Consider the following 13,004-nt stretch of genomic DNA (forward strand, 5'->3'; position numbering starts at 1 on the left):
TGGAACGAACGTAGGCCCGGTGATCAGGTGCCGCAACCACCGGAGCCCGGAACGGCGTTACCCGATCCGGTGGTGGGTCAAACCTCAGTCTTGGCCGGCCTTGCCCGCGTCGGAGGGGCGCATGGCGAGCTTGGCGAGCAGGTCACGGCCGCGTTCGGCGGAACGCGGCTGGCAGAGCACGTCGTAACGGCCCGCCACGAGCTGGCTGGCGCTCTGGAAGTCCCGCTTGCCGCGCGCCGAGCCGTACCCGACCGCCGCGAAGATCAGTCCGAACGCGACACCGACCAGGAGACCGGCGACGATCGGCCCGAGGCTCGTGCCCGGACTGGTGTTGAACAGGCTGAGCAGGACGCCGACGAACAGGCCGAACCACGCCCCCGACGCCGCGCCGGTGCCGAGCACGCGCCCCCAGGTGAGCCGCCCGGTCACCCGTTCGACGAGCATGAGGTCGACCCCCACGATGGTGACCTCCTGCACGGGGAAGTCGCCATCGGCCAGGAAGTCGACCGCGCGCTGCGCCTCCTCGTAGGTGCTGTACGAGCCGATGGGCCAGCCGGTGGGCGGGGTGGGCAGGCGGGGAGGCACCCCGGGTCGGTTCTGGCCGGAGAAGGAACTCGTCACGGTGACCACCTCTTCGCGGTGCTGATCACCCCATCCTGCCAACACCGGGCGACCGGCGCGAAACGGGTTGGCGGGAACGGGCGCGAAACGTGACCTGCCCCGCCCCCGCAGCACCCGGTGGGCGTCCCCCGCAGAGGGACCCCTGTTCTTATTTTGCCGGCCGGGACCGACAGTGCGATGGCCGACGACGGCCCCGGCGGGGACCGGCGGAGCGCGGTGCCCGGGGACGGCCCGGCCGCCGGGCCGGCGATCGCCGGGCCGGCGGGCGCTGCCCGCGGTCAGCCGCGGGACTGGTAGTCGCGCAGCAGGCCACGGCTGATGATGGTCTTCTGGATCTCGCTGGTGCCCTCGCCGATGAGCAGGAACGGCGCCTCGCGCATCAGGCGCTCGATCTCGTACTCCTTGGAGTAGCCGTAACCACCGTGGATGCGGAACGCCTCCTGCGTCACCTCGGCGCAGTACTCCGACGCGATGAGCTTGGCCATGCCCGCCTCGACGTCGTTGCGCGCGCCGGAGTCCTTCAGCCGGGCCGCGTTGACCATCATCAGGTGGGCGGCCTCGACCTTGGTCGCCATCTCGGCCAGCTTGAACGCGATGGCCTGGTGCTCCGCGATCGGCTTGCCGAACGTCTTGCGCTGCTGCGCGTACTCGATGGCCAGTTCGAACGACCGCAGCGCGATGCCGCACGCGCGCGCCGCCACGTTCACCCGGCCGACCTCGACGCCGTCCATCATGTGCCGGAACCCGTGACCGGTCTCGCCGCCCAGCACCCGGCCGGCCGGGACGCGGAAGCCGTCGAACACCATCTCGGTGGTGTCGACGCCCTTGTAACCCATCTTGTCGATCTTGCCGGGGATGGTGAGGCCGGGCGCGACCTCGCCGTAGCCCTCGGGTTTCTCCACCAGGAACGTGGTCAGGTTCCGGTGCGCCTTGTCCGCGCCCTCGTCGGTCTTCACCAGCACGGCGGTGAGGTTGGACGTGCCGCCGTTCGTCAGCCACATCTTCTGGCCGTTGATCACGAAGTCGTCGCCGTCGCGCACGGCCCGCGTGCGGATCGCGGCCACGTCGGAACCCAGTTCCGGCTCGGACATGGAGAACGACCCGCGCACCTCGCCGGTGGCCATCCGGGGCAGGTACTCCCGCCGCTGCTCGGGCGTGCCGTGCTGCTTGAGCATGTGGGCCACGATGAAGTGGGTGTTGATGACACCGGACACCGACATCCACCCGCGGGCGATCTGCTCGACCACCAGCGCGTAGGTCAGCAGCGACTCGCCGAGCCCGCCGAACTCCTCCGGGATGGTGAGCCCGAACAGGCCCATCTCCTTCATGCCCTCGACGATGTCGGCGGGGTACGTGTCGCCGTGCTCCAGCGCCTGGGCGTGCGGGATGATCTCCTTGTCCACGAAGGTGCGAACCGTCGACAGGATCTCCTCCTGGACGTCGGTCAGTCCTGCGGTCCGGGCCAGGCGCGCCATCGCGTTTCCCTTCGTAGCTCTCCGGTTACCGGCGAGTATGGCGCGGTTAACGCGCGTTCGCGTCACGAGAGTGCTCATCGCCACGCGCTGAACCGAAACAGCGGGTTAGCCTGTGCGCCCGCACGATCACCAGGGGGACTCCCGATGTCGCAACCGCCGCCCTACCAGCACCCGGGCTACTACCCGCCGGCGCAGCCCCGGCAGACCAACGGGATGGCGATCGCCGCGCTGATCACGGCGTTCCTGTTCTCCCCGGCGGGCATCGTGCTCGGCATCGTGGCGCGCAAGCAGATCCGGCGCACCGGCGAGGACGGCTGGGGCATGGCGACCGCGGGGCTCATCGTCGGCGCGGTGCTGACGGTGCTGTGGCTGCTGGCGATCGTGCTGTGGGTCGTGCTGGTGGTGTGGCTGTACCGCGAGGCCGCGAACCTGCCGACGCCGCGCTAGTTCACGAGGCGCGCAACTCCAGCTCGCCACCGCAGTGGCGGCACACGTCGGCGAACACGTGGACGTCGGTCGAGCAGGCGGGGCAGGGCCGGAAGCTGCGCTCGATCAGGTCGTCGCGGCGGCGCTGGAACAACCGCCGGCGCGGGGTGCGATGTCGGGACACGCCGACCACCATGCACAGGCCGGCACCCTTGATCGCCAATCCAGGACCCGACCTGTGGCCATGCTCACCACCGTGACCAGCACCGAGTGCACGTTTCGTCACTCTTCGAACGTCTTGAGCCAGGCATCGAGGTGCAGGCCTGGTCCACCCGCGCCGAACGGATCGAGGCGTACCCCTCGATCCGGATCGACTTCAGCTCCCGGTCGGCCACGCGATCACTCTACGACCACGCGCCGACCGGGAACCCCGGGAAGTCAGTCCTCCGGCGGCGACCACACGTTCGTGCGGGACATGCCGGCGGCGCGGCCCTTGGAGGAGATCACCAGGGCCATCTTGCGCGAGGCCTCGTCGATCATCTCGTCGCCGAGCATCACCGCGCCGCGCTTGCCGCCCTTCTCGGAGGTGAAGTAGTCGTACGCGTCGAGGATGTTCTCGGCGTGGTCGTAGTCGTCCTGCTTGGGGCTGAACACCTCGTTCGCCGCGTCGATCTGGCCCGGGTGCAGGACCCACTTGCCGTCGAAGCCCAGCGCGGCCGAGCGGCCCGCCACGCGCTTGAAGCCCTCGACGTCCCGGATCTGCAGGTACGGGCCGTCGATGGCCTGCTTGTCGTGTGCGCGCGCGGCCATCAGGATCTGCATCAGGATGTAGTGGTAGGCGTCGCCGACGTCGTAGCCGGGCGGCTGCTCGCCGACGACCAGGGACTTCATGTTGATCGACGCCATGAAGTCGGCCGGCCCGAAGATGATCGTCTCCACCCGCGGTGACGCGGTGGCGATCGCGTTGACGTTGGTCAGGCCCAGGGCGTTCTCGATCTGCGCCTCGATGCCGATGCGCCCGACCTCGTAGCCCATGGTCTTCTCGATCTGGGTGAGCAGCAGGTCCAGCGCGTGCACCTGCTCCGCGGTCTGCACCTTGGGCAGCATGATGCAGTCCAGGTTCGCGCCCGCGCCCTCGACGACCTCGGTCACGTCGCGGTAGGTCCACTCGGTGGTCCAGTCGTTCACCCGGACCACCCGCGCGCGCTCGCCCCAGCCGCCCTCGTTCAGCGAGGCCACGATGGTCTTGCGCGCCCCGGGCTTGGCCAGCGGCGCGCACGCGTCCTCCAGGTCCAGGAACACCTGGTCCGCGGGCAGCGTGCGAGCCTTGTCGATCATCTTCTGGCTCGACCCGGGCACGGCCAGACACGAGCGACGGGGACGCTGCTGGTCGACCACTGTGGGTACCTCCTCGTACCGGCCGGTAACTACTGTTGTGCGAAGGGTGGCACGCACGTGTGCCGCCCGCTATTTCGTGAGTCCCGATTCACAGGCCCGTGGCAGGCTGAACCGGTGGAGATCGAGCAGGTGCTGGACAACGCGCTGCGCAAGGCGGCGGCGGTGTGGATCCGACCGGACGGCCACGAGCCGCGGCTGGTGTGGGCGCTGTGGCGCGACGGGGCGGTCCTGGTGGCCGTCGGCGGCACGGAGCAGCAGGTGCCGGGCCTGGCCGACGGCGTCACGTGCACCGTCACCGTCCGCTCCCCCACCACCCACTCCCACCTCGTCGACGCACGGGCCACCGCGCGTCGCGCCGACCTGGACGACGACGCCGCGCAGGCGCTGCGGGCCGCACGCCTGAACGGCCGCCCGGAGTGGGCCGACGTCTACCGCCTGGAGCCCGCGTGATCACCGTCCCGGACGACTTCGGCGCGATCCTCGGCGAGGAGGCGCTGGAGTGGCGCGCGACCCTGCCCGCGCTGGCCACGAAGTTCTGCGCCCGCTGGCGCCTCACCCCCGACGGCGACCTGCTGCACGGCAACGTCGCCGTCGTCCTCCCGGTGCGCCGCGCCGACGGCCACCCGGCCGTGCTCAAGCTCACCTGGCTGGACGACGAGACCCGCCAGGAGCCGCTGGCGCTCAAGGCGTGGGACGGTCGGGGCGTGGTGGCGCTGCTCGACCACGACGACCAGGACGGCGCGCTGCTCCTGGAACGCCTCGACCACACCCGGTCGCTGCTCGACGCGCCGATCGAGGAGGCGCTGGCGGTCACCGGCGGGCTGCTGCGCCGGCTGCGCGCCCCGGCCGGCCCGGGGATGCGCCGCCACGAGTTCCCCGACCTGGTCGCGGAGAACGCCGAGCTGGGCGACCCGCTGCCGGCCGCGCTGGTCGAGCGGGCGGGCGAGCTGGGCCGCGACCTCGCCGCGACGGCCGGGGACACCCTCGTCAACCAGGACCTGCACTACGAGAACGTGCTGCGCGGCGACCGCGAGCCGTGGCTGATGATCGACCCGAAGCCGCTGGCCGGCGACCGCGAGTTCGGCGTGATCCCGTTGCTGTGGAACAGGTTCGGCGAGCTGGACGGCGACCGGGGACTGCGCGACCGGTTCGCCGCGCTGTGCGACATCGGCGAGCTGGACGCCGAGCGGGCCCGCGCCTGGACGTTCTGCCGCGCCGTCGACACCTGGCTGTGGTGCCTGGACGAAGGGTTGGCCGGGATGGCGGGCGCGGTCGAGGCCATCGCCCGCGCGCTGCGCCCGTAGCCGCACCTCAGCGGTCCACAGTGGAACGCAGCGGCGGCGCACCCGGCGGACTAGCCTGATCACGTGGCCGCCGTGAACCGCGTCTTCGCCGCCCAACTCGCCGGGCTGCCCGTGTTCGGGCCGGACGGCGAGTCGATCGGCAAGGTCCGCGACCTGGTCATCGGCCTGCGGGTGGACCGCCAGCCGCCGCGGGTGCTGGGCCTGGTGCTGGAGCTGGCGACCCGGCGGCGCATCTTCGTGCCGATGCTGCGGGTCACCTCGATCGAGCCGAACGCCGTGACGCTCGCCACCGGGTCGGTCAACCTGCGCCAGTTCCACCAGCGCGCCAACGAGGTGCTGGTCGTCGGCGAGCTGCTCGACGCGCGCGTGACGCTGGACTCCGGCGCGGCGGCGGTGCTGGTGGACGCGGCCATGGAGCCCAGCCGCACCCGGGACTGGCGGATGACGCGGGTCGCGGTGCGGGAGCGCACCGGGCGGCTGGCCCGGCGCGGCCCGGTGCAGGTGCTGCGGTGGGAGGAGCTGTCCGGGCTGTCGGTGACCGAGCTGGCGGGCCAGCCGCAGGGCGCGCAGCACCTGGTGGCGATCTTCGAGACGATGCGGGCCGCGGACGTCGCGCTGGCCCTGCACAGCCTGCCGTTCAAGCGCCGCTACGAGGTGGCCGAGGCGCTGGACGACGAACGGCTCGCCGACGTCATCGAGGAGATGGCCGAGGAGGACCAGAAGGACCTGCTCGCGCACCTGGACGACGAGCGCGCGGCGGACATCCTGGAGGCCATGAACCCCGACGACGCGGCCGACCTGCTCTCCGAGCTGCCCAAGGTCGAGCAGGACCGGCTGCTGGGCCTGATGGAGCCGGAGGAGTCCGAGCCGGTGAAGCGGCTGCTGGAGTACAGCTTCGACACCGCGGGCGGGTTGATGACGCCGGAGCCGGTGGTGCTCGCGCCGGACGCGACCGTGGCCGAGGCGCTGGCGCACGTGCGCAACCCGGACCTGACGCCCGCGCTGGCCAGCATGGTGTTCGTGTGCCGCCCGCCGACGGCCACGCCCACCGGCCGCTACCTGGGCTGCGTGCACATCCAGCGGCTGCTGCGCGAACCGCCGTCCGACCTGGTCGCGGGCGTGCTGGACACCGACCTGGCGACGTTGTCGCCGTCGGCGTCGCTGAGCGACGTGACCCGCTACTTCGCCACCTACAACCTGGTGTGCGGACCGGTGGTGGACGACAGCGACCACCTGCTCGGCGCGGTCACCGTGGACGACGTGCTGGACCACCTGCTGCCGGACAACTGGCGCGAAACGGGGCTGACCCATGCCTGAGCTGCCGCGTCGACGGCTCGACCAGCCGCGCACGGAGGGCCGGTTCCGGCTGTCGCTGGACCCGGAGGCGTTCGGCCGGTTCTCCGAGCGCCTGGCCCGGTTCCTGGGCACCGGCAAGTTCCTGTTCTGGCAGACCCTGATCGTGATCGTGTGGATCACGCTGAACCTGGTCGCGGTGTCGCTGCGCTGGGACCCGTACCCGTTCATCCTGCTCAACCTGGCGTTCTCCACGCAGGCCGCCTACGCCGCGCCGCTGATCCTGCTCGCCCAGAACCGGCAGGACGACCGGGACCGGGTGTCGCTGGAGGAGGACCGGGCGCGGGCCGCGCAGACCAAGGCCGACACCGAGTACCTGGCCCGGGAGCTGGCCGCGCTGCGGCTGGCCGTGGGCGAGGTGGTGACCCGCGACTACCTGCGCAGCGAGCTGGAACGCGTGTTCCGGGAGCGGAAGCGGACCGTCAAGGACGACGTGTCCTCGCCCTAGCGGCTCAGGGCTCGTCGGCCGCGCCGAGCCGGTCGCACGTGCGGCCGAACGCCTCCAGCTCGCCGTGGTCGAACGTCTCCGCGAAGTGCCGCACCACGCCCGCGAGGTGCGTGCCCGACGCCACCCGCAGCCGGCCCAGGCCCTGCGACGTGAGCACCGCCACCACGCCGCGGCCGTCGCCGTCGGCGCGTTCCCGCAGCACGAGGCCCGCGCGTTCCAGGCGGTCGACGAGCCGGGTCACGCCGGAGCGGGACAGCAGCACCGCGTCGGCCAGCTCGGTCATCCGCAAGCGGTACTGCGGCGCCTCGGCGAGCTGGACCAGGACGTCGTAGGCCGCGAGCGACAGGCGTTGCTCGGCGATCAGTTCGGCTTCCAGCACCCGTGTGAGCCTCGCGTGCGCCCGGAGGAAGGATCGCCACACCCCCAGCTCGGCACGGGTGGGCACCCGGGCAGATCCGGTTTCCGGCACGGATACCAATGTTACGGAAAGCACGCAACCCGCTGCGCGCTGCCCCCGTTTCGCCGGTGACCGACCGGTAGCTTGGAGGTGCACGGTCCGCCGTAGCATGGCGGTCCCACCATCTCTTGGCGAAGGCGTTCCCGTGACTCTTCCTTCCGTTGACGACGTGCAGAAGGCGTTGGCCGGTGTGCAGGACCCGGAGATCCGGCGTCCGATCACCGACCTGGGCATGGTCAAGGGCGTCGTGGTCGGTGACGACGGGGTCGTGGACGTGGCGGTGTACCTCACCGTGTCCGGCTGCCCGCTGCGCGACAAGATCACCGCCGACGTCACGACCGCGGTGTCCGCGCTCGACGGCGTGACCGGCGTCCGCGTCGAGCTGGACGTGATGAGCGACGCGCAGCGCACCGAGCTGCGCAAGGCGCTGCGCGGCGGCGTCGAGGAGCCGGTGATCCCGTTCGCGCAGCCGGGGTCGTTGACCCGCGTGTACTGCGTGGCGTCGGGCAAGGGCGGTGTCGGCAAGTCGTCGGTGACGGTGAACCTGGCCGTGGCGATGGCCGCGCGCGGGCTGTCGGTGGGCGTGGTGGACGCCGACATCTACGGCCACTCGATCCCGCGCATGCTCGGCACCGACGCGCGGCCGACCCAGGTCGAGAAGATGATCATGCCGCCGCAGTCGCACGGCGTGAAGCTGATCTCGATCGGCATGTTCACGTCGGGCAACACCCCGGTCGTGTGGCGCGGCCCGATGCTGCACCGGGCGTTGCAGCAGTTCCTGGCCGACGTGTTCTGGGGCGACCTGGACGTGCTGCTGCTCGACCTGCCGCCGGGCACCGGCGACATCGCGATCTCGGTGGCGCAGCTCGTGCCGAACGCCGAGATCCTGGTGGTGACGACGCCGCAGCAGGCGGCGGCCGAGGTGGCGGAACGGGCCGGGTCGATCGCATTGCAGACGCGGCAGCGGATCGCGGGCGTGATCGAGAACATGTCGTGGCTGGAGCTGCCGGACGGCTCGCGGATGGACGTGTTCGGCGCGGGCGGCGGGCAGGCCGTGGCCGACTCGCTGACCCAGGCCGTGGGCGCCGACGTGCCGCTGCTGGGCCAGGTGCCGCTCGACCCGCGCCTGCGCGAGCAGGGTGACGCGGGCACGCCGATCGTGCTGGCGCACCCGGAGTCGACCGCGGGCCAGGTGCTGACGACCGCGGCGGGCAAGCTGTCCACCCGCTCGCGCGGGCTGGCCGGCCGCCTGCTGAACGTCTCCCCCGCCGGCCGCTGACGAGCCGGGGCCACCGCGGCCCGCCATCGCCCGGCCGGCTGTCCGGAACGCGACGCAGGGGTCCCCGCCAGGGGACCCCTGCTTTCATTCTACGGACGGGGACCGACGAATCCGGGCCCGTCAGGTGGCGTCGGGGTCGAACGGGGGCCGTTCGCCCCGCTCCAGGGGGCGCTCGGACGTGGCCGTGTCGCGGGCCGGGGGGACGGCCGGGTGGCCGTTCGGCTTCTCGGTCGGCTCGTCGTCCCACAGGTGCTTGGTGATGGCGCGCTTCGGGTCGAAGTTGCGCAGTTCCCGCAGGTCCTCGAGCGGCTTGCGCAGCTGCTCGAACTCCGGCCCCATCTCCTGCTTCAACTGCTCCCGCGCGCCGGTCGCGTACTCGCGGACGCGGCGGACCGTCTTGCCGACCCACGCGGCCGCGTCGGGCAGCCGTTCCGGTCCGAGGATGAACAGGCCCGCCACGACGATGACGAGGATCTCAAGCCACCCGATGCTGTCGAACACCCGCGTGCCCCACCTTCCGCGACCCAAGCCCGTGACCGCCAGCGTAGCCGTCAGTCGGACCTGAGGGTCACCTGCACGGTCAGCTCCCGACCCTGCCTGGCCAGCACGACCGGCACCGTCTCGCCGATTTCGTGGTCCCTCACCGCAACGGTCAGCTCCGCGGCGTTGCGCACCATCCGGTCGCCGACGCGGGTGATCACGTCGCCCTCCTCGATGCCCGCCGCGTCGGCCGCGCCGCCCTCGGGCACGTTCTGCACCTGCGCGCCCTCCGCCGTCTCCGCCGACGCCGACCGCACGTTGACGTTCATGTCCGCGTGCTTGACCTGCCCGTCGCGGATCAGCGCCTGCGACACCTTGCGCGCGTAGTTGCCGCTGATCGCGAACCCGAGGCCGACGGAGCCGCCGGTCTCGGTGCGGATCGACGAGTTGATGCCCACCAGCGCCCCGGACGAGTCGACCAGCGCGCCACCGGAGTTGCCCGGGTTGATGGCCGCGTCGGTCTGGATGGCGTCGTAGGTGACCTGCGGGCCGCCGTTCTCGCCCGCCGCCGTGACCGGCCGGTGCAGGGCGCTGACGATGCCCTCGGTGACGGTGTTCGACAGCGACAGCGGCGAGCCGATGGCCAGCACGGTGTCGCCGACGGCCAATCCGTCGGAGTCGCCGAACCGCAGCACGGTCGGGTTGTCCACCTCGACCTTGATCACCGCGAGGTCCGTCTTGGAGTCGCGGCCGACGACCTGCGCCACGGCCCGCTTGCCGTCGGTGAACACCACGGTCAGCTTCGCCGACGTGTCCTGCACCGCCGGTGCGACCACGTGGTCGTTGGTGAGCACGTAGCCCTCGCCGTCGATGACCACGCCGGAGCCGACGCCGGCCACGCTCGCGCCCTTGAACTCGATCGACACGACGCTGGGCGTGACCCGCTGGGCGATCTCGGCGACCGACCCGACGGGCCGTTCCTTACCCGGCTTGACCTCGGCGAGCGTGACACCGCCGTCGGTGAGCGGGTTGCCGACCCGGCCCAGCAGCCAGCCGACCACCCCGCCGCCCGCGCCGACCAGCAGCGCCGCCACCATCAGCAGCACCAGGGCCGTGGGCTTCACGCGCCGGCCGAACAGCAGTTCGGGCACGCTGAGCTGCGGTCCCGGCTCGGGTTCGCGCTGGGGACCCCGGTCGGGCTGCTCGGTGACGGCGGGCGGGCCGATGACGGCCGACGCGCCCGGGTCGCGCCACGAGTCGCCCGCGGGCTTGCCCTCCCAGAAGACGGGTTCCACCTCGGGCTCGCCGTTCAGGTCGACCGGCGGGCGCTGCAGGCGGGTGCCCTCGTCGCCGCGCGGCCGGCCGAACGCCGTGGACAGCGCTTCGGGCGGTGGCGGGGCGAGCTGCACGGGGCCGTGGCCGTTGAGGTTCGGGCGGTCGGGCGAGAACGCGCCGGGCACGCCCTGCGGCCGGCCGAACACGGCCTGCTGGCCGGGGTCCACGGGCGGGCGGTGCAGCGGGCGGGGTGCGAGCCTGCGGTGCGCCCCGTCGTCCACGCCCGACCTGGGGGTCCCGTTGCCCTGCTCTGGCTCGCTCATCGCTCCCCGCACGTCGTCACACCATGGTCGTCGCGGGGCAATCGTGCCCGGTGACCGGTGAAGTTGCCGTCAGCGGGCTGGTCAGCGGCCGAGCATGCCGGTGTTCGCGGCCGCCGCCGGGCGCAGCACGCCGACGGGCTCGCGGTCGTCGGCCAGGGACGGCGCGACCACGGGCGAGAGCTGCGGGGTGTTGCCCTGCGCGGGCGCGGGCGAGGTGTCCTCGCTGCCCGGTGCGACCAGGGCGAGCGCGCCGAGCATGAGACCGGAGACGACGACGCCGGCGCCTTGGCGCGCGCGTCTGCCCCCGAAGAGACCGGTGCCGAAGCGGCTACCGCCGCTGGTGCCGAAAGGGCGGCCGGCCCCCAGCACGGGACCGCTGCCGAACGCGACCCGGTCGGGCCGCTGGACCGTGACGAGTTGACCGTCCTCGGTGACCGCGAGGCCGTCCGGCGCGCTGGGCAGCTCCACTTCCTGCGGGATCGCGCCCAGCCTGGCCAGCAGGCTCGCGGGGGCGCACGGCGCGTCGGCGGCGCGCACCGCGGAACGGGCCTGCTGCTGCGAGTACGCCTCGGCCGCGCAGAACGGGCAGCGCTGGAGGTGCGCGGCCGCCCTGGTGTGCGCCGAGGCGGACAGCTCGCCGTCGACGAAGGCGACGACCGCGTCGGGCAGCAGGTGCTGCTCGGGCAGTTGCCAACCTCGCAGGTCGGTCATGCAGAGTCCTCCTGAGCCAGACCCCGACGGCGTTCCAGTGCGACCCGCAGGGCCTGGCGGCCCCGGTGGATCCTGCTCCTCACGGTACCGAGTTTGACGCCGAGGGTGGCGCCGATCTCCTCGTAGGAGAGTCCTTCCACGTCGCACAGCACGACGGCGGCGCGGAACTCGGGCGGCAACTCGTCCAGGGCGGCCTGCAGCTCCGGGTCGAGGTGCGTGTCGTCGTAGATCTCCTCGGGCGTGGGGTCGTCGCCCGGGATGCGGTCGGTCTCCTCGGGCAGGGCCTCCATGCGCACGCGGGAGCGGCGGCGGGCCATGTCGAGGAACAGGTTCGTGGTGATGCGGTGCAGCCAGCCCTCGAACGTGCCGGGCTTGTACGACGCCAGCGACCGGAACACCCGGATGAAGGTCTCCTGGGTGAGGTCCTCGGCGTCGTGCTGGTTGCCGGTGAGGCGGTAGGCCAGCCGGTAGACCCGGTCGGCGTGTTCGCGCACGACTTCGTCCCACGTGGGCGGGATCCACTCCACGTCGTCGATGGGGGCCGTCAGTGCGGCGGTCTGCTTTGGCATCGGGCGGTTAAGCACCTCCACTGGGCTGGCTGCCCTGCTGCACGGGTCAACGCTCGGCTCCCCTGACGTGTTCCCGTTGGTCCTGCTCGTCATGCGTTGGGATCAGCCTGACGTCTTCCCTTATAACCATCGTGAGAGGCGGCTGAGAGCAGGCTGAGAATCCGGGTTGTCGTCCGATCCACCCGAACCGCCGCCGGCGGCGTTAGCCTTCGTGCTGTGGATGCGCCGACGCGCGAGTACGTGGAGCGCTACCTGCCCGAGGACGCCGTGATCGCGGCCGCCAGGGCTCGTGGCGCCGAGTTGGGGTGCGTGCCGATCGGGTCCGGCGGCGGGGCGGCGTTGCGGTTCCTGGCCGCCGCGTTGCAGGCCAAGGCCGTGGTGGAGATCGGCACCGGCGCCGGGGTGGGCGCGTTGTACCTGCTCGGCGGCATGCCCGCGGCCGGGGTGCTGACGTCGATCGACGTCGCGCCGGAGCACCAGCGGGCGGCGCGGGTGGCGTTCGCGGAAGCGGGGGTCGCGGTGTCGCGGACCCGGTTGATCATGGGGCGGGCGCTGGAGGTGCTGCCCAGGCTGACCGACGGCGCGTACGACCTGGTGTTCGTGGACGCGGCGAAGTCGGAGTACCCGAAGTACCTGGCGGAGGGCGTGCGGCTGTTGCGGCCGGGTGGCGTGATCGCGTTCGACAACGTGCTGTGGCACGGCCGGGTGGTCGACCCGGCCCACCGCGACCCGGACACGACGGCGATGCGGGACGTGGCGCGGGCGGTCCGGGAGGACGACCGGCTGGTGCCGGTGATCCTGCCGCTGGGCGACGGCCTGCTGGTGGCCGCGAAGGTCGGCTGAGCCCGGGGAAGGTCCGGCCGATCCCCGGAACGCCGACGCCCG

Annotated in this window: 16 protein-coding genes; 7 read left to right on the forward strand and 9 right to left on the reverse strand. The window is 72.2% G+C overall.

Annotated elements, in window-relative coordinates; genetic code table 11:
- Positions 1–84: 84 nt before the first annotated feature.
- Complete coding sequence (locus tag FHX81_RS16840) at positions 85–621, reverse strand: YflT domain-containing protein (protein ID WP_141979071.1); 537 nt, start codon at positions 619–621, stop codon at positions 85–87.
- A 278-nt stretch (positions 622–899) separates the two neighbouring features.
- Positions 900–2,096 (reverse strand): acyl-CoA dehydrogenase family protein, encoded by a 1,197-nt coding sequence (locus FHX81_RS16845; protein ID WP_141979072.1) that lies wholly within the window; start codon positions 2,094–2,096, stop codon positions 900–902.
- 144 nt (positions 2,097–2,240) lie between these two features.
- Between FHX81_RS16845 and FHX81_RS16850 the strand changes: the two genes are divergently transcribed.
- Positions 2,241–2,543: a DUF4190 domain-containing protein gene (locus FHX81_RS16850; protein ID WP_141979073.1), complete on the forward strand. Its 303-nt coding sequence runs from the start codon at positions 2,241–2,243 to the stop codon at positions 2,541–2,543.
- A gap of 1 nt (position 2,544) precedes the next feature.
- Here FHX81_RS16850 and FHX81_RS40580 read toward each other — a convergent pair whose 3' ends face one another.
- Both FHX81_RS40580 and FHX81_RS16855 read right to left on the reverse strand, forming a co-directional pair.
- Positions 2,545–2,706: a hypothetical protein gene (locus tag FHX81_RS40580; protein WP_170232076.1), complete on the reverse strand. Its 162-nt coding sequence runs from the start codon at positions 2,704–2,706 to the stop codon at positions 2,545–2,547.
- A gap of 254 nt (positions 2,707–2,960) precedes the next feature.
- A complete protein-coding gene (locus tag FHX81_RS16855; RefSeq protein WP_141979074.1) occupies positions 2,961–3,920 on the reverse strand; it encodes an HpcH/HpaI aldolase/citrate lyase family protein in 960 nt (319 codons plus the stop codon).
- A gap of 114 nt (positions 3,921–4,034) precedes the next feature.
- Between FHX81_RS16855 and FHX81_RS16860 the strand changes: the two genes are divergently transcribed.
- The 4 genes from FHX81_RS16860 (at position 4,035) to FHX81_RS16875 (ending at position 7,025) form a co-directional block, all read left to right on the forward strand.
- A complete protein-coding gene (locus FHX81_RS16860; RefSeq protein WP_246107850.1) occupies positions 4,035–4,370 on the forward strand; it encodes a hypothetical protein in 336 nt (111 codons plus the stop codon).
- Entirely contained in the window at positions 4,367–5,224 is an 858-nt protein-coding gene (locus FHX81_RS16865; RefSeq protein ID WP_141979075.1) for an aminoglycoside phosphotransferase family protein, read from the forward strand. Before FHX81_RS16860 ends, FHX81_RS16865 begins: the two co-directional genes overlap by 4 nt.
- A gap of 63 nt (positions 5,225–5,287) precedes the next feature.
- Positions 5,288–6,541, forward strand: a complete 1,254-nt coding sequence (locus tag FHX81_RS16870; RefSeq protein WP_141979076.1) for a magnesium transporter MgtE N-terminal domain-containing protein — start codon at positions 5,288–5,290, stop codon at positions 6,539–6,541.
- Entirely contained in the window at positions 6,534–7,025 is a 492-nt protein-coding gene (locus tag FHX81_RS16875) for a DUF1003 domain-containing protein (RefSeq protein WP_141979077.1), read from the forward strand. Before FHX81_RS16870 ends, FHX81_RS16875 begins: the two co-directional genes overlap by 8 nt.
- A 4-nt stretch (positions 7,026–7,029) precedes the next feature.
- Here the strand turns inward: FHX81_RS16875 and FHX81_RS16880 are convergent, their stop codons facing one another.
- A complete protein-coding gene (locus tag FHX81_RS16880; protein ID WP_246107851.1) occupies positions 7,030–7,494 on the reverse strand; it encodes a MarR family winged helix-turn-helix transcriptional regulator in 465 nt (154 codons plus the stop codon).
- 97 nt (positions 7,495–7,591) lie between these two features.
- Here FHX81_RS16880 and FHX81_RS16885 point away from each other — a divergent pair, with 97 nt between their 5' ends.
- On the forward strand, positions 7,592–8,761 hold the full coding sequence (locus FHX81_RS16885; RefSeq protein ID WP_141979079.1) for an Mrp/NBP35 family ATP-binding protein: 1,170 nt from the start codon (positions 7,592–7,594) through the stop codon (positions 8,759–8,761).
- A 120-nt stretch (positions 8,762–8,881) separates the two neighbouring features.
- On the opposite strand, the gene FHX81_RS16890 is transcribed toward FHX81_RS16885, so the two are convergent.
- From FHX81_RS16890 to sigE, 4 genes are all read right to left on the reverse strand, one after another.
- Positions 8,882–9,262 (reverse strand): sec-independent translocase, encoded by a 381-nt coding sequence (locus tag FHX81_RS16890; protein ID WP_141979080.1) that lies wholly within the window; start codon positions 9,260–9,262, stop codon positions 8,882–8,884.
- Between the two features lie 50 nt (positions 9,263–9,312).
- Positions 9,313–10,839 carry a S1C family serine protease gene (locus FHX81_RS16895; RefSeq protein WP_141979081.1) on the reverse strand — a complete coding sequence of 509 codons (1,527 nt, stop codon included), beginning with the start codon at positions 10,837–10,839 and terminating at the stop codon, positions 9,313–9,315.
- An 81-nt stretch (positions 10,840–10,920) separates the two neighbouring features.
- Positions 10,921–11,550, reverse strand: a complete 630-nt coding sequence (locus FHX81_RS16900) for an anti-sigma factor family protein (protein WP_246107852.1) — start codon at positions 11,548–11,550, stop codon at positions 10,921–10,923.
- On the reverse strand, positions 11,547–12,119 hold the full coding sequence (gene sigE, locus FHX81_RS16905; protein WP_141979082.1) for an RNA polymerase sigma factor SigE: 573 nt from the start codon (positions 12,117–12,119) through the stop codon (positions 11,547–11,549). The genes FHX81_RS16900 and sigE overlap by 4 nt, the downstream gene beginning before the upstream one ends.
- Before the next feature lie 216 nt (positions 12,120–12,335).
- Between sigE and FHX81_RS16910 the strand changes: the two genes are divergently transcribed.
- Positions 12,336–12,962 (forward strand): O-methyltransferase, encoded by a 627-nt coding sequence (locus tag FHX81_RS16910; RefSeq protein WP_141979083.1) that lies wholly within the window; start codon positions 12,336–12,338, stop codon positions 12,960–12,962.
- Positions 12,963–13,004: the final 42 nt, after the last annotated feature.

Origin of the sequence: Saccharothrix saharensis, from assembly GCF_006716745.1 — a bacterium.
Classification (GTDB): domain Bacteria; phylum Actinomycetota; class Actinomycetes; order Mycobacteriales; family Pseudonocardiaceae; genus Actinosynnema; species Actinosynnema saharense.

Excerpts from the sequence above, each read along its gene's own strand:
- FHX81_RS16845 (WP_141979072.1), bottom strand. The coding sequence starts at position 2,096 with ATGGCGCGCCTGGCCCGGACCGCAGGACTGACCGACGTCCAGGAGGAG.
- FHX81_RS16850 (WP_141979073.1), top strand. The coding sequence starts at position 2,241 with ATGTCGCAACCGCCGCCCTACCAGCACCCGGGCTACTACCCGCCGGCG.
- FHX81_RS16875 (WP_141979077.1), top strand. The coding sequence starts at position 6,534 with ATGCCTGAGCTGCCGCGTCGACGGCTCGACCAGCCGCGCACGGAGGGC.
- FHX81_RS16885 (WP_141979079.1), top strand. The coding sequence starts at position 7,592 with ATGGCGGTCCCACCATCTCTTGGCGAAGGCGTTCCCGTGACTCTTCCT.
- FHX81_RS16895 (WP_141979081.1), bottom strand. The coding sequence starts at position 10,839 with ATGAGCGAGCCAGAGCAGGGCAACGGGACCCCCAGGTCGGGCGTGGAC.
- FHX81_RS16900 (WP_246107852.1), bottom strand. The coding sequence starts at position 11,550 with ATGACCGACCTGCGAGGTTGGCAACTGCCCGAGCAGCACCTGCTGCCC.
- sigE (WP_141979082.1), bottom strand. The coding sequence starts at position 12,119 with ATGCCAAAGCAGACCGCCGCACTGACGGCCCCCATCGACGACGTGGAG.